This is a genomic window from Pseudomonas sp. PB120 (assembly GCF_009761815.1).
In the GTDB taxonomy this organism is placed as follows: Bacteria; Pseudomonadota; Gammaproteobacteria; order Pseudomonadales; family Pseudomonadaceae; genus Aquipseudomonas.
Genome location: NZ_RWIN01000040.1, coordinates 16,203 through 34,743 on the forward strand (window position 1 = coordinate 16,203; position 18,541 = coordinate 34,743).

At 62.9% G+C, this 18,541-nt stretch carries 20 protein-coding genes; all 20 read left to right on the forward strand.

Going from position 1 to position 18,541, the window contains the following annotated elements:
- Positions 1-61 precede the first annotated feature (61 nt).
- The 20 genes from EJA72_RS08140 (at position 62) to EJA72_RS08235 (ending at position 18,419) form a co-directional block, all read left to right on the forward strand.
- Positions 62-787 (forward strand): beta-ketoacyl synthase chain length factor, encoded by a 726-nt coding sequence (locus EJA72_RS08140; protein WP_157710981.1) that lies wholly within the window; start codon positions 62-64, stop codon positions 785-787.
- Positions 763-1,572 carry a 1-acyl-sn-glycerol-3-phosphate acyltransferase gene (locus EJA72_RS08145; RefSeq protein ID WP_157710982.1) on the forward strand — a complete coding sequence of 270 codons (810 nt, stop codon included), beginning with the start codon at positions 763-765 and terminating at the stop codon, positions 1,570-1,572. Before EJA72_RS08140 ends, EJA72_RS08145 begins: the two co-directional genes overlap by 25 nt.
- Positions 1,553-1,813, forward strand: a complete 261-nt coding sequence (locus EJA72_RS08150) for a phosphopantetheine-binding protein (protein WP_157710983.1) — start codon at positions 1,553-1,555, stop codon at positions 1,811-1,813. Before EJA72_RS08145 ends, EJA72_RS08150 begins: the two co-directional genes overlap by 20 nt.
- A 9-nt stretch (positions 1,814-1,822) precedes the next feature.
- Positions 1,823-2,077 (forward strand): acyl carrier protein, encoded by a 255-nt coding sequence (locus EJA72_RS08155; protein ID WP_157710984.1) that lies wholly within the window; start codon positions 1,823-1,825, stop codon positions 2,075-2,077.
- Positions 2,074-2,619 carry a hypothetical protein gene (locus EJA72_RS08160; RefSeq protein ID WP_157710985.1) on the forward strand — a complete coding sequence of 182 codons (546 nt, stop codon included), beginning with the start codon at positions 2,074-2,076 and terminating at the stop codon, positions 2,617-2,619. The genes EJA72_RS08155 and EJA72_RS08160 overlap by 4 nt, the downstream gene beginning before the upstream one ends.
- Positions 2,616-4,298 (forward strand): acyl-CoA synthetase family protein, encoded by a 1,683-nt coding sequence (locus EJA72_RS08165; RefSeq protein ID WP_157710986.1) that lies wholly within the window; start codon positions 2,616-2,618, stop codon positions 4,296-4,298. The genes EJA72_RS08160 and EJA72_RS08165 overlap by 4 nt, the downstream gene beginning before the upstream one ends.
- 155 nt (positions 4,299-4,453) lie before the next feature.
- The gene (locus EJA72_RS08170) at positions 4,454-5,188 is read left to right on the forward strand and encodes a glycosyltransferase family 2 protein (protein ID WP_157710987.1); all 735 of its coding nucleotides are present in this window, start codon (positions 4,454-4,456) and stop codon (positions 5,186-5,188) included.
- Complete coding sequence (locus EJA72_RS08175) at positions 5,185-6,132, forward strand: glycosyl transferase (RefSeq protein WP_157710988.1); 948 nt, start codon at positions 5,185-5,187, stop codon at positions 6,130-6,132. The genes EJA72_RS08170 and EJA72_RS08175 overlap by 4 nt, the downstream gene beginning before the upstream one ends.
- A complete protein-coding gene (gene hutH, locus EJA72_RS08180; protein ID WP_157710989.1) occupies positions 6,113-7,657 on the forward strand; it encodes a histidine ammonia-lyase in 1,545 nt (514 codons plus the stop codon). Before EJA72_RS08175 ends, hutH begins: the two co-directional genes overlap by 20 nt.
- Positions 7,650-8,075, forward strand: a complete 426-nt coding sequence (locus tag EJA72_RS08185) for a thioesterase family protein (RefSeq protein WP_157710990.1) — start codon at positions 7,650-7,652, stop codon at positions 8,073-8,075. The genes hutH and EJA72_RS08185 overlap by 8 nt, the downstream gene beginning before the upstream one ends.
- Entirely contained in the window at positions 8,072-8,776 is a 705-nt protein-coding gene (locus EJA72_RS08190) for an outer membrane lipoprotein carrier protein LolA (RefSeq protein ID WP_157710991.1), read from the forward strand. Before EJA72_RS08185 ends, EJA72_RS08190 begins: the two co-directional genes overlap by 4 nt.
- A complete protein-coding gene (locus EJA72_RS08195; RefSeq protein ID WP_157710992.1) occupies positions 8,760-11,099 on the forward strand; it encodes an MMPL family transporter in 2,340 nt (779 codons plus the stop codon). Before EJA72_RS08190 ends, EJA72_RS08195 begins: the two co-directional genes overlap by 17 nt.
- Complete coding sequence (locus EJA72_RS08200) at positions 11,096-12,256, forward strand: sodium:proton antiporter (protein WP_157710993.1); 1,161 nt, start codon at positions 11,096-11,098, stop codon at positions 12,254-12,256. Before EJA72_RS08195 ends, EJA72_RS08200 begins: the two co-directional genes overlap by 4 nt.
- Positions 12,243-13,490 carry an NAD(P)/FAD-dependent oxidoreductase gene (locus tag EJA72_RS08205; RefSeq protein WP_157710994.1) on the forward strand — a complete coding sequence of 416 codons (1,248 nt, stop codon included), beginning with the start codon at positions 12,243-12,245 and terminating at the stop codon, positions 13,488-13,490. Before EJA72_RS08200 ends, EJA72_RS08205 begins: the two co-directional genes overlap by 14 nt.
- On the forward strand, positions 13,487-14,212 hold the full coding sequence (locus tag EJA72_RS08210; protein ID WP_157710995.1) for a class I SAM-dependent methyltransferase: 726 nt from the start codon (positions 13,487-13,489) through the stop codon (positions 14,210-14,212). Before EJA72_RS08205 ends, EJA72_RS08210 begins: the two co-directional genes overlap by 4 nt.
- Entirely contained in the window at positions 14,212-14,817 is a 606-nt protein-coding gene (locus EJA72_RS08215; protein WP_157710996.1) for a hypothetical protein, read from the forward strand. The genes EJA72_RS08210 and EJA72_RS08215 overlap by 1 nt, the downstream gene beginning before the upstream one ends.
- A complete protein-coding gene (locus tag EJA72_RS08220; RefSeq protein ID WP_157710997.1) occupies positions 14,814-16,010 on the forward strand; it encodes a beta-ketoacyl-[acyl-carrier-protein] synthase family protein in 1,197 nt (398 codons plus the stop codon). Before EJA72_RS08215 ends, EJA72_RS08220 begins: the two co-directional genes overlap by 4 nt.
- Complete coding sequence (locus EJA72_RS08225) at positions 16,007-16,468, forward strand: hotdog family protein (protein ID WP_157710998.1); 462 nt, start codon at positions 16,007-16,009, stop codon at positions 16,466-16,468. The genes EJA72_RS08220 and EJA72_RS08225 overlap by 4 nt, the downstream gene beginning before the upstream one ends.
- Complete coding sequence (gene fabG, locus EJA72_RS08230; protein ID WP_157710999.1) at positions 16,465-17,193, forward strand: 3-oxoacyl-ACP reductase FabG; 729 nt, start codon at positions 16,465-16,467, stop codon at positions 17,191-17,193. Before EJA72_RS08225 ends, fabG begins: the two co-directional genes overlap by 4 nt.
- Entirely contained in the window at positions 17,193-18,419 is a 1,227-nt protein-coding gene (locus EJA72_RS08235; protein ID WP_157711000.1) for a beta-ketoacyl-ACP synthase, read from the forward strand. Before fabG ends, EJA72_RS08235 begins: the two co-directional genes overlap by 1 nt.
- The last annotated feature ends 122 nt before the right edge of the window (positions 18,420-18,541 follow it).

Sequence of the window (18,541 nt, forward strand, 5' to 3'; positions counted from 1 at the left end):
ACGTAAGGTCTGTCGCCGTTTACGACTCTTCGCGTCAAGGAAGCCCGCAGGGGCGGGATGAATGTCTGTGATCAACTTCAACATCGCCCAATGGCGCGCTTGGGCCCCTGGGCTCGAAAGCGTGGACGATTGGCAGGCCTGGAGCCGACAACCGGTCGTGCTTGCCAGCAGCGATGCCGCCCCCGACGTGTCGTTCCTGCCGGCCATGCAGCGCCGGCGCCTCAGCCGTCTGGCGCGAATGGCGTTCAGCGTTGGCTGGCCCTTGGCCGATGGTCGACAGGACCTACCGCTGGTCTTTATTTCGCGCCACGGGGAAACCCCGCGCACGTTCGACATTCTCAGCGATCTGGCCACCGATCAGCCGTTGTCGCCAACCCAGTTCAGCCTGTCGGTGCATAACGCGATTATCGGCCTGTGGTCGATCATGCGCGGTGAAACCAGCGAAATGACGGCCCTCGCCGCCGCCGGCGATGGCCTTGAACACGGCATGCTAGAGGCCGCGGCGCTGCTTGAGGAAGGCGCGCCCGCCGTGCTGCTGGTGGTCACCGAAGAGCACCCCCCCGAGGCCTACTCGACCTGGATTGACGATGTGCCGTTCCCCTACGCAGTTGGCCTGTTGCTGACCCCCGGCAACGACTGGCAGTTGTCCCTGAACAGTGCGTCGGATGAGTTGTCCAACAGCCACTGGCCCCACGCCCTGAACCTGGTGCGTGCTTTGCTCGGCCAGCAGACTACCTGCCAACATGCCTGGAAAAATCGTGTATGGACCTGGCAACGCAACCCGTAACTGCTAAACACCGCGACGCCTATTACTGGCGTCTGCTGGCGACTGCCGCAAGTTTCACCCTCTTCGGGCTGGGAGGGCTGTGCCTGCGATTGCTGGTGTTCCCGCTGCTCAGTTGCCTGCCGGGCGATGCCCAGACACATCGGCAGCGGGCACGGCATACGGTCGCTCGGCTGTTCTGGTTTTTTGTCCGGTTCATGGCCCGCACCGGGGTGCTGACCTACGACATTCAGGGCGCGGAGAAACTCGGTCGCCCGGGTCAGATGATCATCGCCAATCACCCGTCGCTGATTGATGTGGTGTTCCTGATCGGGCTGGTGCGCCACGCCAATTGCGTGGTCAAGCAAAGCCTTTGGCAAAACCCTTTTACCCGTGGCCCGCTGCGCCGCACCGACTACATCAGCAACGACGGCAGCATGGACATGCTCGACGCCGCAGCCGATGCGCTGAAAAGCGGCCAGACCCTGATCATTTTTCCCGAAGGCACGCGCACCCAGCCCGGCCAGCCGCCGGCCTTTCATCGGGGGGCTGCAGCGATTGCGCTGCGGGGTGCGAAAATCCTCACCCCGGTGATCATCAAGGTCAGCCCGACCACGCTCACCAAAGCCGAACCCTGGTATCGGATCCCGAATCGTCGCGTTCACTTCAGTTTCCGTGTCGGGGCCGATATAGACCCACAGACTTTCGCTGCGCAAGGCCCCGCACCTCAAGCCTCGCGCAAGCTCAATGATTACCTGCATCACTACTTTATTAAGGAGCTCGCCGAAGATGAGCGATCTGCACCGTGAGATAAAACTGCTGATCATCGACGCCCTCGGCCTTGAAGACATCAATGCCGAAGACATCGGCGATAACCAGACGCTGTTTGGCGAAGGCCTGGGCCTGGACTCGGTTGACGCACTGGAACTCGGCCTGGCGATCCAGAAAAAGTACGGCATCAAAATCGACGCCGACGCCAAGGACACCCGCAATCACTTCAGCAACGTGGCGAGCCTTGCGGCGTTCGTCACCGCAAAACAGGCAGCTTGAGACCGGACCATGCAAACTCGTGACGACATTTACAACACCCTGCGCGATGCTCTGGTCGAACTCTTCGAGCTGGAGCCCGAGCGCGTGAGCCTCGAATCCAACCTGTACCAGGACCTGGAAATCGACAGCATCGACGCGGTCGACCTGATCGATCACATCAAACGCCAGACTGGCAAGAAGATCGCCGCCGAAGAATTCAAATCGGTGCGCACTGTCAGCGACGTGGTCGAGGCGGTCTATCGACTGGTTCAACCGGCCGCATGAGCCGACTGATTGGCCTTGGCCTGCTGCTGGCAGGCCTGCTGTACCCCTTCGCGGTGTATTTCGGCATGGAACATTTCGCTCCGTGGCAGTTCGGTCTGTTGCTGGGCAGTCTGTGGCTGGCCCGCGCGCTCACGGGCGTGCGGCGACCGGGCAGCCGGTGGATGGCCACCGTCGCCATCATGTTTTGCCTGTTGCTTGCCGTGTTCGACAGCCCGGCCCTGCTGCGCTGGTACCCGGTATTGATCAGCGGATTCATGCTGGCGTTGTTCGGGCTGAGCTTGAGGTACGGTCCACCGATGGTCGAACGCCTGGCCCGCCTGCGCGAACCGCACTTGCCGGCCAAGGCCATTCGCTATACCCGCCGGGTCACCATGGCCTGGAGCGTGTTTTTTCTCTGCAACGGTTTGTGCGCGGCCGTCCTGACACTGTGGGCGCCGCTGAGTTGGTGGATGTTGTACACCGGCCTGATCTCCTATGGATTGATCGGCCTGATGTTTGCCATTGAATGGCTGATACGACAACGGGTACGAGGCCACCCATGAATTGGATAAAACTTGAGCAATTGTTGCTCAAGGCTCAACCGGAGCGCGCCGTGACGGCCGAACCAGCGCTGAATCACGCGCAACTGTGCGAACAGGCCTTGAGCCTGGCGGCCGGCCTGCAAGTCCAGGGCGTGCGGCGCATTGCCCTGCACCTGGAAGACGCTGCCGACCTGGCGATTGCGCTGCTCGGCGCCTGGCGTGCCGGGGTCAGCGTGCTGCTGCCTTCCGATCTGCAGGCCCAGACTCGCCAGCGCTGGGCCCGCGACGTCGACCTGTGGCTGACCGATCAGGCGGACGACGCGCACTTGAGCGATTTTCGGCACGCGCCTCTGAGCGCCGCCGCGCTGGACCTGGACCGCTGCCAGCTCAGCCTGTGCACGTCCGGCTCCAGTGGCGAACCCAAGCGGATTGACAAAACCCTGCGGCAATTGGCCAATGAAGTCGAAGCGCTGGAACAACTCTGGGGCGCGGACCTGGGCGAGGCCTGCCTGATCGGCAGCGTCGCCACTCAACACATTTATGGCCTGCTGTTTCGGGTGCTGTGGCCGTTGTGCGCCGGGCGCTCGTTCGTGCGCAAGCAACTGGCCTTCCCCGAAGACTTGCAGCGCGCCAGCCGCGAACACCCGGCATTTGCCTGGGTCGCCAGCCCGGCGCTGCTCAAACGCATGGGCGACAACCTCGACTGGCCGGCCCTGAGCGCGGTGCGGCGGGTGTTTTCCTCCGGCGGCGCCCTGCCAGCCGAGGCCGCAAAAAGCCTGCACGAGCGCCTGCAACAATGGCCGACGGAAATTCTCGGCAGCTCGGAAACCGGCGGCATTGCCTGGCGTCAGGGTCACGAACTCTGGCAGCCGTTTGCCGACGTCACGTTGAGTCAGGACAGCGACGGCGCACTGCTGATCGCCTCGCCGTACTTGCCGCCGGGCCACATCGAACACACCGCCGATGCAGCGCGAATCACCGCCGATGGCCGCTTCGAACTGCTTGGGCGGCTGGACCGGATCGTCAAACTGGAAGAGAAACGTATTTCACTGCCGATGCTGGAAAAGGCGTTGATGGACCACGACTGGGTCGCCGAAGCGCGCCTTGGGGTGGTCCAGGAAAACCGCGCGTCGCTGGGCGCCCTGCTGGTGTTGAGCGAGTCAGGCCTGCATGCCTTGCGCAATCAGGGCCGACGCTCCCTCACCGAGGCATTGCGTCAGCACCTGAGCCAGCATTGCGAGGCCCTGGCCCTGCCACGACGCTGGCGCCTGTTGCGGCAACTGCCGCTGAATGCCCAAGGCAAACTGCCCCAGGCTGAAGTCGAAGCGTTGTTGCTGGCGCCCCGCCCCAAAGCGCCGCAGGTGCTGGAACAGGTTGAAGTCGACGGCGAGTGGAGCCTGCAACTGGCGGTGCCGCCCGACCTTGCCTACTTCAGCGGCCATTTCCCACAGACCCCGGTATTACCCGGTGTGGTCCAGGTGGACTGGGCGCTGAACCTCGGTCAGCAATTGATGAACCTGCCGCCGACATTCGCCGGCATGGAAGTGCTGAAGTTCCAGCAACTGGTGCGTCCGGGCGATGAAATCCAGCTGCACCTGCGTTTCGATCCGGTGCGCAGCAAGTTGTACTTCGCCTATCGCAACGAGACCGCCACCTGCTCCAGCGGGCGGGTTTTGCTGGAGGCGACAGTCGATGCGTGACCTTTGGAGTGGAACCCTATTGTGGCGAGGGAGCTTGCTCCCGTTCGAGTGCGAAGCACTCGCCATGAAATCGGCGCCGAATGGTTTTGGGGCCGCTTCGCAACCCAGCGGGAGCAAGATCCCTCGCCACAAGGGCTTTGCTGAGGTTTCAGATCATGCATAACCCCTGCGCCATCGTCCCCGTCTATAACCACGAAACCGCGATCACCACCGTGGTCGATGCGCTGATCGCCTGCGGCCTGCCGTGCATTTTGGTGGACGACGCCAGCAGCCCCGCGTGCGCCAGGGTGCTCGACCAACTGGCCCGACGCGAAATGGTCAATCTGATCCGGCTGGACACCAATCAGGGCAAGGGCGGCGCGGTCATGACCGGTTTGCGCGAAGCCTACCGCCTGGGGTTCAGCCATGCCCTGCAGGTGGACGCCGACGGCCAGCACGACCTGCAAGACGTCGCGACTTTCATTGAGCAATCCCGCGCCCACCCACGAGCGGTGATTTGCGGCTATCCGCAATACGACGACAGTGTGCCGAAAGGTCGTTTGTACGCCCGCTATCTGACGCATGTCATGGTGTGGATCAACACCCTTTCGTTGCAGATTCGCGATTCCATGTGTGGCTTCCGCGTTTATCCATTACCCCCGACCCTGGCGCTGATCGACTCGGCCAAGGTGGGCAAACGCATGGATTTCGACTCGGACATTCTGGTGCGCCTGGCCTGGCGCAACATGCCGATGCAGTGGCTGCCCACCAAGGTTCATTACCCGCTGGATGGTGTCTCGCACTTCCGGATGTTCCACGACAACGTGCTGATTTCGAGCATGCACACCCGGCTGTTCTTCGGCATGTTGCTGCGGGCTCCGGTGATTCTCTGGCGACGGTGGCGGGCATGAGCATCAACGCAGACAAGGAACACTGGGCCGACCGCCAGGAGCGCGGCAGCTTCTGGCTGATGAAACTCACCGCGTTCGGCGCCAAGGTCCTCGGTCGCCGGCTGCTAAGCCCGATTCTGTACGGCATCGTTCTGTACTTTTTCCTGTTCGGTCGCCGCGCCCGCCTGAGCGCCTGGCAATATCAACAGCGCCTCGCCGACTGGAGTGGCCGCAGCGAATTGCGCCCGACCCAGTGGCGGGTGTTCGGTCAGTTCATGGCCTTCGCCGATTCCATGCTCGACAAGCTGGATGTGTGGAACGGCAAGCTGAGCATCGAGCAGATCGAAATCATCGACCCGGCGCTGCTACGCAATCAACTGCGCGGCACGCGCGGGCAAATGCTGGTGGGTGCGCACCTGGGCAACCTTGAAGTCTGCCGCGCGCTGGCGGAGATCGGTGAAAAGGTCACGATGAACGTGCTGGTGCACACCAAGCACGCCGAGCAGTTCAACCGCTTGCTCGGCGAAGCCGGCGCGACCAACCTGCGTCTGATTCAAGTCAGCGAGCTGGACCCGGTGATCATGCTGCAACTGCACGAACGCCTGGAGCGCGGCGAGTGGCTGGCGATTGCCGGCGACCGTGTGCCGCTGCATGGCGGGCGCAGCGTGACCGTGGATTTCCTCGGTCACCCGGCAAAATTCCCGCAAGGCCCGTGGCTGCTGGCCGGCCTGCTGAAATGCCCGATCAATCTGCTGCTGTGCCTGAAAAAGCCCGACGGTGACTATCGACTGACCATTGAACCGTTCGCCGACGCCATCACCTGGAAACGCAGCGACCGCGAGCAGGTCATTCATCAGTGGGCCTCCCGCTACGCTGAACGCTTGGGTCACTATTGCCTCGAAGCGCCTCAACAATGGTTCAACTTTTACCCTTTCTGGAAGACCGATGACGACGCCAACGCTTGAGCCGGTAACCTTCGGCGAACTCCCTTTGCGCATCGAAGACGTGCTGGCCCTGGCCAACCGTCAGGTGCCGACGCAATTGCAGAGCGACCCCGCTTACCGCGAGCGCATCGCCAAGGGCGCGCGTTTCCTCGACTCGCTGCTGGACAAGGAAGGCGTGATCTACGGCGTGACCACCGGTTATGGCGACTCGTGCGTGGTCGCGGTGCCGCTGCATCACGTCGAGGCGCTGCCCCGTCATCTATACACCTTTCACGGTTGCGGCCTGGGCAAACTGCTGGACGCCCAGGCCACCCGCGCCGTGTTGGCGGCGCGTTTGCAGTCGTTGTGCCACGGCGTGTCCGGGGTGCGCGTGGAACTGCTGGAACGCCTGCAAGCGTTCCTCGAACACGACATTCTGCCGTTGATTCCGGAAGAAGGTTCGGTGGGCGCCAGCGGCGATCTGACGCCGCTGTCTTACGTGGCGGCGACCTTGTCCGGCGAGCGCGAAGTGATGTTCCGTGGCGAACGCCGCCAGGCCGCCGATGTGCACCGCGAGCTCGGTTGGCAGCCGTTGGTGCTGCGTCCCAAGGAAGCCCTGGCACTGATGAACGGCACCGCCGTGATGACCGGCCTCGCCTGCCTGGCCTACGCCCGCGCCGATTACCTGCTGCAACTGGCCACCCGCATCACCGCGCTGAACGTGGTCGCGTTGCAGGGCAACCCGGAACACTTCGACGAGCGCCTGTTCGCCGCCAAACCGCACCCAGGGCAGATGCAAGTCGCCGCGTGGCTGCGCAAGGACCTGGCCATCGACGCCCCGACTGCTCCGCTGCATCGCCTGCAGGATCGCTATTCCCTGCGTTGCGCGCCGCACGTGCTCGGCGTGCTGGCCGACAGCCTGAACTGGCTGCGCTCGTTCATCGAGATCGAACTCAACAGCGCCAACGACAACCCGATCATCGACGCCGAAGCCGAGCGCGTGCTGCACGGCGGGCACTTCTACGGCGGCCACATTGCCTTCGCCATGGACAGCCTGAAAAACCTGGTGGCCAACGTGGCCGACCTGCTGGACCGGCAACTGGCATTGCTGGTGGACGAGCGTTACAACCACGGCTTGCCGAGCAATTTGTCTGGCGCCAGCGCTGATCGCTCGATGCTCAATCACGGCTTCAAGGCGGTGCAGATCGGCACCAGCGCCTGGACCGCCGAAGCGCTGAAAAACACCATGCCGGCCAGCGTGTTCTCGCGCTCCACCGAATGCCACAACCAGGACAAGGTGAGCATGGGCACCATCGCCGCCCGCGATGCGATCCGCGTGTTGGAGCTGACTGAGCAGGTCGCCGCCGCGACCTTGCTTGCCGCTAACCAGGGCGTCTGGCTGCGCAGCAAAGCCGAAGACGCGCGCCCGTTGCCGCCCGCCCTCGCCGCCATGCACATCGAGCTGGCCAAGGACTTCCCGCCGGTCATCGAAGACCGCGCGCTGGAAGGCGAATTGCGCCTGTGCCTGTCCCGTATCGCCGAGCAACACTGGAGGCTGCATGCGTAGCAAGGGAGTGCTTCACACCGATACGGAAATCCTCGTGCCGTTCTTTGACGTCGACACCATGAACGTCGTCTGGCACGGCCACTACATCAAATACCTGGAAGTGGCCCGCTGCGCGCTGCTGGACAAGATCGGCCACAACTACACGGCGATGGTCGAGTCGGGTTACGCCTGGCCGGTGATCGACTTGCAGCTGCGTTACGTGCGCGGCGCGGTGTTCGGGCAGAAGCTGAATGTGCGGGCCAATCTGGTGGAATGGGAGAATCGTCTGAAAATCAGTTACCTGATCAGCGATCTGGAAACCGGCGAACGGTTGACCCGCGCCTGCTCGGTTCAGGTCGCGGTCGACATGAGCAACCGCGAGATGCAGTTGGCCTCGCCGAAGGTCTTCACTGATGCGGTCGAGAGGGCCCTGCCATGATTTTCCGCCACCCCCGCTCCCCTGTAGGAGCGAGCTCGCTCGCGATGGTCGCAAACAATGACACTGGGCACCTGACACCCCGCGGCGTTCTCAGGTTTTTCGCGAGCAAGCTCGCTCCTACAGTGTTCTGTGTGTTGCTGGGGATTCCGGGGTTGGCGCAGGCATTCGATCTGCAACAGCTCAGCGATCAGTTGGCCAAACCCGATGTGATCCACGGCAATTTCATCCAGGAAAAACACCTGCGCGCCCTGCCCCAGCCGCTGACCAGCAAGGGCACGTTCGTGCTCGCCAAAAACCACGGCCTGCTGTGGTTGCTGAAAACCCCGCTGAAACAGGATTACCGCATCACGACCCAAGGCATTACCCGGCGTGATGCCAACGGCTGGCAGATGCTGCCTGGCAAAAGCGCCGGCGCTGAGCAGAACCGCTTGTTTCTGGCCGTGCTCCAGGGCGACAGCAGCGGGCTGCAACGGGACTTCGAACTGTCGCTGAGCGGCGATGCCCAGAACTGGAAGCTGACCCTGGTCCCGCGTTCGCTGCTGCTGAAGCAGGTGTTCAATCAAATCAACATCACCGGTGGCGAGTTGGTGCAAACCATCGAGCTGCTGGAAACCCAGGGTGACAGCACCTTGTTGCGAATGCAGGACAGCACCAGCGCACAACCGTTGAGCGACCCGGAGCAACATGACTTTGCCGAGTGAACGGAGTCTTCCACGGCTGTTCCTGATCCTGCTGCTGGCGGTGCTCGCGCTCGCCGGTTGGCAATGGCGTGATGGCGCGCCGCTGTCGGCCAACCTCATGGAACTGGTGCCCGGCACGGCGCCGGACGCGCTGGAACTGCGCGCTGAACAGCGCATGCAAGAACCGTTGAACCGCGAAATGCTGGTGTTGGTCGGCCACACCGATCGTCAGCAAGCCGTGACCATGGCGCAAAAACTGGGCGAGCAGTGGCAGGCCAGCGGCTTGTTCGAAAAGGTCCAGTGGACCTTGCAGGCCGACCTGCCAGCGCTGCGTACCCAATTACTCCAAGGCCGGCTGGCGATGCTGTCGGCGGCCGACCGGCAACAACTGATCGAACACCCCGACGCGTTTATCCAGCAACGGGTGCAAGCCCTGTTCGACCCCTTCACCGGTTTCAGCCTGGTGCCGAGCCAGGAGGACTGGCTCGGCCTGACCGGGCGAATCCAGAACAGCCAGCCACAACACGGTTCGGTACAACTGGACATCGGCAGCGGCGCATTGGTCGCCGATGCGGATGGCAAGAGCTGGGTGTTGTTGCGGGCCCGAACGACCGGCAACGCCTTCGACATGAACCTGCCGATGCAAGTGGCAGATTTGCTCCAGCACAGCCGCGAAGAGGCGGCCAGGGCAGACGTGCAACTGCTGGCCGCCAGCGGTTTGCTGTACGCGGCCAACGGGCAGAAACAAGCCACGCGGGAAATCATCTGGGTCGGTGGCGGTGCCACCCTCGGGATTCTGTTGCTGCTGTTGCTGGCCTTCCGCCGTTTGCGGGTATTGCTGGCGTTTGTCCCGGTGCTGGTGGGCATGCTGTTTGGCGCAGTGGCTTGCGTGGCGCTGTTCGGCCGTATGCATGTGATGACCCTGGTGCTCGGCTCCAGCCTGATCGGCGTCGCGGTCGATTACCCGCTGCATTATTTGTCCAAGAGCTGGAGCCTGAAACCCTGGCACAGTTGGCCGGCGCTGCGCCTGACATTGCCGGGCCTGACGCTGAGCCTGATCACCAGTTGCATCGGTTACCTGGCCCTGGCCTGGACGCCGTTCCCGGCGCTGACCCAGATTGCCGTGTTCTCTGCGGCCGGCCTGCTCGGCGCCTACCTGTCCGCCGTGTGCCTGCTGCCGGCGTTGCTCAAGGGCGCGGATTTGCGTCCTGCGCAGTGGCCGCTGCGCGTCTGCGAGTGCCTGGTGAATCTGCGTGAAACGCTGCTCAAATACGTGGGCACTCCGACGCTGTTGGCCCTGCTGATCGCCTTCTGTGCCGGCGGTCTGCTGCAGCTCGACAGCAAGAACGACATCCGCCAGTGGATCGGCACACCGCAACAGCTGACCGACGAAGCCCGGACCATCGCGCGCATCACCGGCTTTCAGCCCACCAGCCAGTTTTTCCTGGTACGGGCGAGCAACCAGCAGGAATTGCTGGAGCGCCAGAGTGCGTTGAGCGAACGCCTGGATCAGTTGGTCAGCCTGGACAAACTCCAGGGCTACCTGTCGCTGAATCAACTGCTCAGCCAACCCAGCGAACAACGCCAGGTGCGTGACGCGCTGAGCAAACTACCAGGCTTCTGGCAACCGCTGCTCGAGGTCGGCGTGCCGGTCGAGGCGCTGCAAACCGAACTGGCGAAGCTCCAGGCGCTGCCAGTCGAGGACATCGACGCGGCGCTGGCCGGCCCCTTGGCGGAACCCTATCGCCCGTTGTGGCTGGGCCCGACCGAGGACGGCGTGGCCGCGATGGTCAGCCTGCAAGGCCTGAACAATCCTGCGCTGCTGCAAGTTCAGGCACTGGATTTGCCGGGCGTGGAACTGGTCGATCGTCTGGGTGAATTGAACACGGTGTTTGCCGCGACCCAGATCAGCGCCGCTGAATTGAAACTCGCCTCCTGCGTGCTGATCGTGCTGGTGCTGATCCTGCCGTTCGGCCTCGGCGGCGCCTTGCGCATCGTTGCCCTGCCGTTGCTCGCCGCGCTGTGCAGCCTGGCAAGTCTCGGCTGGCTCGGCCAACCGCTGACCCTGTTCAGCCTGTTCGGCCTGCTGCTGGTGACGGCGATCAGCGTCGACTACGCGATCCTCATGCGCGAACAGTTGGGTGGCGCCGCCGTGAGCCTGCTGGGCACCTTGTTGGCGGCGCTGACCACCTGGCTGTCGTTCGGCTTGCTGGCGGTGTCGAGTACGCCGGCCGTGAGCAACTTCGGGTTGTCGGTGAGCCTGGGCCTGGCCTTCAGCTTCATGCTCGCGCCGTGGGCCGGACGACGCGTCCACCCGGTGCCTGTGGCGGAGCAGGCCGCATGATGATCCTGCTGTTTTGGGCCATGGCCCTGGCGTTGTTCGCCGTGGCCACTGGCGTGGGTCGTCATTTCGGTTTGATTCCGATTGTCAGCCAGTTGCTGCTGGCGACGGTCGGTTTGCCGTTGTTGATGTATTTCTGGATCGAGCCCGGTTGGCAATTGAGCGGTGTGACGCTGGTGTCGCCGATCTGGCTGAAAAACCTCTACAGCTTGAGTTTCGCCCTGCTGCTCGGCTACATCCTCAGCGATGTGATTGACCTGAAACTCGACCGCCAGAGCCTGAAAATCGCCCTGCCGAGTTTCTGCATTCCGTTCACCTGCGGCCTGGTCACGGCGATCTGGCTGTTGCCGCCACAGCCATGGCTCAGTTCGCTGGCCGTCGGTTTGCTGTTCGCCATCACGGCGATTCCGGTGTTGTACCTGTACTTGCGGCACATCAATTACCCGCACGCCGCCACCCGGCGACTGGTTCAGACTGCGATCCTCATCGATCTCACCTGCTGGACGCTGTTCGCCATCGCCCAAGGGACCTTGCACCTGAGCAGCCTGCTGCTGCCATTGGCGGGCGCCTGTCTGCCCGTGCTGCTGCGGTTGCTCGGCTTGCGGCAAACGTGGCTCTACAGCCTGTGTTTCTTCGCCCTGCTGGTCGTCGCCGAACACTACAAACTCAACGCGCTGATTTTCGGCATTGGTTATGTGCTGATCATGGCCGCGCTGAAAGCGCCGCTGGTGCTGCCGTTGCCGGCCATCTGGATGAGTCGTTTGCAGACTTACATAGCCATCCCGCTGATCCTCACGTTCGGGATCGTGCAGATCAACGTCCATAGCGCCATGGACAGCCTCAGCGGAGTGCAACTCGGCGCCCTGTTGCTGTTGCCGATTGCCAGCAAGCTGCTGGGCAACTGGCTGGGCCTGGGTTGGGCCGGTGCTTCGTTTGAAGGCGCCAGTCGCTGGCGCGAAAGTGTCTTGCTGAACATTCGCGGCTTGAGTGAGATCGTGTTTCTCAACCTGCTGCTGCAACAACAACTCATCAGCCCGGCGCTGTACTTTGCGCTGATGCTGATGGGCCTGATCGCGACACTGCTGCCGGCACTGGCCGGCATGCACCGCATCCCCCTGAAAGCTGCCGTCCCGGCAAGGAGCCCCCATGCCAACCGTTGAAATGGAACGTCGCCAGGTCGTCATCATCGGCGCGGGGCCCTCGGGCGCCATCGCCGCCGCGCTGCTCAAGCGCAAGGGTCACGACGTGCTGATGATCGAGCGCCAGCATTTCCCACGGTTTTCCATCGGTGAAAGCCTGTTGGCGCACTGCCTGGATTTCGTCGAAGAAGCCGGCATGCTGGAAGCGGTGAATGCCGCCGGTTTCCAGCTGAAAACCGGCGCCGCATTCGCGTGGGGCGAGCACTACAGCGCGTTCGATTTCGGCGATACGTTCAGCCAGGGCAAGCCGACCACGTTCCAGGTCCAGCGTGCCGATTTCGACAAGCTGCTGGCGGATCAGGCCGCCCTGCAAGGTGTGGACGTCCGCTACGGCGAAACCATCGTCAGCGTCGATGTCGACCTGGCGAAGCCGCAACTCGGCGTGCTCCGCGAGGACGGCAGCGAATACCGCATCGAAGCGGATTTCATGCTCGATGCCAGCGGTTATGGCCGGGTTCTGCCGCGCTTGCTGGACCTTGAAGCGCCGTCGAATTTTCCGCTGCGTCAGGCGGTGTTCACGCACGTCGAAGACCACATCGACAACCCGAGTTTCGACCGCACGAAGATCCTCGTCACCACCCATCCGACCCAGCGCGATATCTGGTTCTGGACCATCCCGTTCAGCAATGGCCGCTGTTCGGTGGGAGTGGTCGCAGCCGCCGAACACTTCGAAGGGCGCAGCGACAATCTCGACGACTGCCTGCGCGGTTTCATCGCGGACACTCCAAGCCTGTCCGGCGTACTGAACAACGCTGTGTGGGACACGCCAGCGCGAACCATCGGCGGCTATTCGGCAAACGTCAAAACCCTGCACGGACCGGGTTTTGCGTTGCTGGGTAACGCGGCGGAATTTCTCGACCCGGTGTTCTCTTCCGGCGTGACCATCGCCATGCGTTCCGCGAGCATGGCCGCCGCCGTGCTGCACCGCCAGTTGCAAGGCGAACGCGTCGACTGGCAAACCGAGTTCGCCGAGCCGCTCAAGCGTGGCGTCGACACCTTCCGTTGCTACGTCGAAGGCTGGTACGCCGGGACGTTTCAGGACGTGATTTACCACCCGGACAGCTCACCGGACATCCGTCGCATGATCAGTTCGATCCTCGCCGGTTATGCCTGGGACGAACGCAATCCGTTCGTCGCCGAACCCAAACGCCGGCTGCGGATGCTGTCGGAACTCTGTGCAAGGACGGCCCTATGAGCTACCTGAGCGACAACTACGTCGAAGAAACCCGTTTCGGCTTGTGGTTCCTGCGCAGCCGCACCTGGCAGCACCACGTGCTTCGCGTGGCGATTGATGACCTGCGAGGCCTGTTCAGCGAGCCGTTGCCCAGCCATCCGGTGTTGCTGGATGCGGGGTGTGGCCAGGGCAAATCGTTCCAGTACCTGCGCCAGACCTTCGCGCCGCAGCGCTTGATCGGGGTCGACGCCGACCCGCACAGCCTGGACATGAGCGCTGAAGAATCCGCGCGCCAAGGCATGGACGTGGAGTTGATCGGTAGCGACTGCGCCACCCTGGCCGTGCCGGATGCCAGTGTCGATTTGTTGTTCTGTCACCAGACCTTCCATCATCTGGTAGAGCAGGAAAAGGCCTTGGCCGAGTTCTTCCGCGTGCTCAAGCCGGGCGGTTATCTGCTGTTCGCCGAATCCACCGAGGCTTACATTGATACGTGGGTGATTCGCTGGTTGTTCCGCCACCCGATGCACGTGCAAAAGAGTGCCGCCGGGTACCTGGAGATGATTCGTCGGCAGGGTTTTGAATTCGGGCCGCAGAATGTGTCTTATCCCTACCTGTGGTGGAGCCGCGCCAAGGATTTCGGCCTGCTCGAACGCATGGGCCTGCGCCAGCCAAAACCCTTTGGCCAGCGGGAAGAAACCCTGGTCAACGTGGTGGCGCGCAAACCGTTTGAAGGTGCCGCGTAATGCAAAGTGCAATTCGAACCTGTGGAAGCGAGCCTGCTCGCGATGGCGGTGTGTCAGTCAGCAAAAGTGCAGGAGGTGACGACGCCATCGCGAGCAGGCTCGCTCCCACAAGGACTGCAAACATTTTGCGATTGTTGCTGCTGGGCTGCGCCCTGCTGCTGAGCGCCTGCGCCAGCCAGGCGCCGCTGCCGGCGCAAACCCCGACGCTGGCACTGCCGCTGCAATTGCACATTCAGCGCCTGCAAGCGGATCAGCGCCTGGACTGGGTGCTGGTGATCCAGCGTGAAGGCCCGGCCATTCGCTGGTCGATGATGGATCTGCTGGGCATTCCTCAGGCTCGCCAGAAACTCATCGATGGCCACTGGCAGGCCGACGGCTTGCTGCCACCGAATCCCGAGGCCCGGGAGCTGTTCGCGGCGCTGCTGTTTGCAATGACGCCGAAGGACGAGTTGCCGGGCAACTATCCCGAGGCCTGGCAACATGGCGCGCAGCGCTCCTTGCCAACGCACTGGGATGTCCGTTATTCACAACCGTTGAGCTTTGAATTGAATCTGCCCAAAGGTCCGAAATACCAGGTCACGCCACTGAGCGGGGACGCACCATGACGGCCTACCTCAATGCCCTCGGGGTGATCTGCGCCCTGGGCCGTGACAAGCACGAAGTCGCACGCAACCTGTTTGCCGGCGATTGCTCCGGCCTGCGCAGCGAAGCGGGCTGGGTGGCTGAACGGTCGCTGCCGGTGGCCGCAGTCCAGGGTGAGTTGGCGCCGATTCCAGCAGAACTGAAAGAACAAGGCAGTCGCAATAATCAATTGTTGCTGGAAGCCGCGCTGCAGATTCGCAACGACATCGATCAGGCCATTGCGACTTACGGCCGCGACCGCATCGGCGTGGTATTGGGCACGAGCACGTCGGGCATCGATGAAGCCAGTCGCGGGCTGGCTCATTACATCCGCGAAGGTGAGTTCCCTGCCGAGTACAACTACGAGCAGCAAGAACTCGGCGCACCGGCGAACTTTCTCGCCGACTGGCTGCAATTGAGCGGCCCGGCCTACGTGATTTCCACCGCGTGCACCTCCAGCGCCCGGGCGTTGATGAGTGCCCAGCGCCTGCTGAACCTGGGTGTGTGCGATGCCGTGCTGTGCGGTGGGGTCGACAGCCTGTGCAAACTGACCCTCAACGGCTTCTCGGCGCTGGAAGCCGTCTCGCAAGACCGCTGCAACCCGTTCTCGTTGAACCGCAACGGCATCAACATCGGCGAAGCGGCGGCGCTGTTCCTGATGAGCAAAAAAGCCAATGACGGCCAGTCCATTGCCCTGCTGGGCAGCGGCGCCAGCTCGGATGCGCACCATATTTCCGCGCCGGAACCGACCGGCCGAGGAGCCTTGCAAGCGATGCGCAAGGCGTTGAGCCGCGCGCAGCTGCAACCCGGGCAGATCAGCTACCTGAATTTGCACGGCACGGCCACGCAACACAACGACGCCATGGAAAGCCTGGCCGTCGACACGCTGTTTACCCAAGGCGTGCCGTGCTCGTCGACCAAGCCGATGACCGGCCACACCCTCGGCGCCGCCGGCGCGCTCGAAGCGGCGTTCTGCTGGTTGAGCCTGAGCGCCGACAATCAAGACCATGCGTTACCGCCCCACGTCTGGGACGGGCAACCAGATCCCGAGTTGCCCGCCTTGAAATGGGTGACCCCGGCCGATCGTCTGGCGTCCATTGCACCTCGCTACCTGATGAGCAATTCCTTTGCCTTCGGTGGCAACAACGTCAGCCTGATTATCGGAGACGCACCATGATTGACTGGCCGCTCGCCGAGTTGCTGCCCCACGCTGGCGACATGATCCTCATCGAACAGATCCTGTCGTTCGATGAAGAGCAAATTCACACCCGCCTCACCGTCAGGCCCGATGGCCTGTTCAGCCGCCCCGACGGCAGCCTGCCGGCCTGGGTCGGTATCGAACTGATGGCCCAGAGTGTCGCTGCATTCGCCGGCTGCCATGCGCGCCAACGGGGCGATGCCGTGGAGCTGGGCTTCCTGCTCGGCAGCCGCAAATTCGAATGCAACGTCGAGCATTTCCCCGCCGGCACCGAGCTGACCATCCACGGCACGCGCTCGCTGGAAGACGACAACGGCATGGGCGTGTTCGAATGCCACATCAACGCCCCCGGCATTCACGCGACCGCTCGTCTGAACGTGTTCCGTCCGCCTCAGGCTGCTCAATATCTTCATGAACCCGAAGGAGTCCAGTCATGACTGAATCCGTACTGGTCACCGGTTCCAGCCGCGGCATCGGTCGCGCCATCGCGTTGCGCCTGGCCCAGGCCGGGCATGACATCGTGCTGCATTGCCGCAGCGGTCTGGCGGAGGCCGTCGCGGTGAAGGCCGAGGTCGAAGCCTTGGGCCGCAACGCGCGCGTCCTGCAATTCGACGTTTCCGACCGCGCCAGCTGCAAAGCCATTCTCGAAGCCGACGTGGAAGCACACGGCGCCTATTACGGCGTGGTGTTGAACGCCGGCCTGACGCGTGACGGTGCTTTTCCGGCCCTGAGCGAGGATGATTGGGATGTCGTGATGCGCACCAACCTCGACGGTTTCTACAACGTGCTGCATCCGGTGATGATGCCGATGATTCGTCGGCGCGCAGCGGGGCGAATTGTGTGCATCACTTCGGTTTCCGGTTTGATCGGGAACCGTGGCCAGGTTAATTACAGCGCTTCCAAGGCCGGTTTGATTGGCGCCGCGAAGGCGCTGGCCATCGAGTTGGGCAAGCGCAAAATTACCGTCAACTGTGTCGCACCCGGCCTGATCGACACAGCCATGCTCGACGAAAACGTGCCGGTGGAAGAACTGATGAAAATGATCCCCGCACAACGCATGGGCACCCCGGAAGAGGTGGCTGGCGCGGTGAATTTCCTGATGTCGGCGGAAGCGTCGTACATCACCCGGCAGGTTCTGGCCGTCAACGGAGGCCTGTGCTGATGAAGCGCGTCGTCGTCACCGGCATGGCCGGCATCACTTCACTTGGCAGCGATTGGGCAACCATCGCCGGCAACTTCGCAGCCAACCGCAGCGGCATCCGCCGGATGGACGAGTGGGATCGTTTTACCGAACTCAACACGCGCCTGGCCGGGCCCATCGATGATTTCAAAGTGCCGAGCCACTGGACCCGCAAGCAACTGCGCAGCATGGGGCGGGTTTCGCGCCTGGCCGTTGGTGCGGCGGAGCAGGCTTTGGCCGACGCTGGTTTGTTGGGTGATCCGTCGATCAAGGACGGGCGCATGGGTGTTGCGTGCGGCTCATCGACCGGCAGCACCGACGAGATCAAGGCATTCGGCAACATGCTGCTCAACTCGGTCGCCGAAGGCCTGAACGCCAACTCCTACGTGCGCATGATGCCCCACACCACGGCGGCGAATATCAGCATTTTCTTCGGCCTGACGGGCCGGCTGATCCCGACTTCCAGCGCCTGCACCAGCGGCAGCCAGGGCATTGGCTATGCCTACGAAGCCATCAAGTTCGGCCGCTTGCCCTTGATGCTCGCTGGCGGTGCCGAAGAACTGTGCCCGACCGAGGCCATGGTCTTCGACGCGCTCTACGCCACCAGCCTGAAAAACGACGCACCGCAAACCACCCCGCGCCCGTATGACAAGGGCCGCGATGGCCTGGTGATCGGCGAAGGCGGCGGCATGCTGGTCCTCGAAGAACTCGAGCACGCCCTGGCGCGCGGCGCTCGCATCCATGCCGAACTCGTCGGTTTCGGCAGCAACGCCGACGGCCAGCACACCACCCGTCCCGAGCAGGTCACCATGCGCCGGGCGATGGAACTGGCGCTGGAAGACGCCGGCTTGCAGCCGTCAGACATCGGTTACGTCAACGGCCACGGCACCGCGACCGAACAAGGCGACGTTGCCGAAACACTGGCGACCAGCAGCCTGTTCGGCGAGCACATGCCGATCAGTTCGCAGAAAAGCTTCCTCGGCCACACCCTCGGCGCCTGCGGCGCGCTGGAGTCCTGGTTCAGCATCGAAATGATGAACCGCGACCTCTACGCCCACACCTTCAACCTCGACGAAGTCGACCCGCATTGCGGCAAGCTCGACTACCTGCGCGGCGAGTTTCGGCAGATGAGCAATCAGTACGTGATGAACAACAACTTCGCGTTTGGCGGGGTGAATACATCGCTGATCTTTAAGCGCTGGTCGTAATCGTAATGTAGGAGCGAGCTAGCTCCGGGCGGCGTTCCGACGATGGACGTCAACGGTAACGCGGGTTGCCTGCATGAACGCGTTGCCCGGACGTTTTTCGCGAGCAAGCTCGCTCCTACAAG

Bases quoted from the DNA above. Each gene is read 5' to 3' on its own strand.
- EJA72_RS08140 (WP_157710981.1), top strand. From the start codon at position 62: ATGTCTGTGATCAACTTCAACATCGCCCAATGGCGCGCTTGGGCCCCT.
- EJA72_RS08145 (WP_157710982.1), top strand. From the start codon at position 763: ATGGACCTGGCAACGCAACCCGTAACTGCTAAACACCGCGACGCCTAT.
- EJA72_RS08150 (WP_157710983.1), top strand. From the start codon at position 1,553: ATGAGCGATCTGCACCGTGAGATAAAACTGCTGATCATCGACGCCCTC.
- EJA72_RS08155 (WP_157710984.1), top strand. From the start codon at position 1,823: ATGCAAACTCGTGACGACATTTACAACACCCTGCGCGATGCTCTGGTC.
- EJA72_RS08160 (WP_157710985.1), top strand. From the start codon at position 2,074: ATGAGCCGACTGATTGGCCTTGGCCTGCTGCTGGCAGGCCTGCTGTAC.
- EJA72_RS08165 (WP_157710986.1), top strand. From the start codon at position 2,616: ATGAATTGGATAAAACTTGAGCAATTGTTGCTCAAGGCTCAACCGGAG.
- EJA72_RS08170 (WP_157710987.1), top strand. From the start codon at position 4,454: ATGCATAACCCCTGCGCCATCGTCCCCGTCTATAACCACGAAACCGCG.
- EJA72_RS08175 (WP_157710988.1), top strand. From the start codon at position 5,185: ATGAGCATCAACGCAGACAAGGAACACTGGGCCGACCGCCAGGAGCGC.
- hutH (WP_157710989.1), top strand. From the start codon at position 6,113: ATGACGACGCCAACGCTTGAGCCGGTAACCTTCGGCGAACTCCCTTTG.
- EJA72_RS08185 (WP_157710990.1), top strand. From the start codon at position 7,650: ATGCGTAGCAAGGGAGTGCTTCACACCGATACGGAAATCCTCGTGCCG.
- EJA72_RS08190 (WP_157710991.1), top strand. From the start codon at position 8,072: ATGATTTTCCGCCACCCCCGCTCCCCTGTAGGAGCGAGCTCGCTCGCG.
- EJA72_RS08195 (WP_157710992.1), top strand. From the start codon at position 8,760: ATGACTTTGCCGAGTGAACGGAGTCTTCCACGGCTGTTCCTGATCCTG.
- EJA72_RS08200 (WP_157710993.1), top strand. From the start codon at position 11,096: ATGATGATCCTGCTGTTTTGGGCCATGGCCCTGGCGTTGTTCGCCGTG.
- EJA72_RS08205 (WP_157710994.1), top strand. From the start codon at position 12,243: ATGCCAACCGTTGAAATGGAACGTCGCCAGGTCGTCATCATCGGCGCG.
- EJA72_RS08210 (WP_157710995.1), top strand. From the start codon at position 13,487: ATGAGCTACCTGAGCGACAACTACGTCGAAGAAACCCGTTTCGGCTTG.
- EJA72_RS08215 (WP_157710996.1), top strand. From the start codon at position 14,212: ATGCAAAGTGCAATTCGAACCTGTGGAAGCGAGCCTGCTCGCGATGGC.
- EJA72_RS08220 (WP_157710997.1), top strand. From the start codon at position 14,814: ATGACGGCCTACCTCAATGCCCTCGGGGTGATCTGCGCCCTGGGCCGT.
- EJA72_RS08225 (WP_157710998.1), top strand. From the start codon at position 16,007: ATGATTGACTGGCCGCTCGCCGAGTTGCTGCCCCACGCTGGCGACATG.
- fabG (WP_157710999.1), top strand. From the start codon at position 16,465: ATGACTGAATCCGTACTGGTCACCGGTTCCAGCCGCGGCATCGGTCGC.
- EJA72_RS08235 (WP_157711000.1), top strand. From the start codon at position 17,193: ATGAAGCGCGTCGTCGTCACCGGCATGGCCGGCATCACTTCACTTGGC.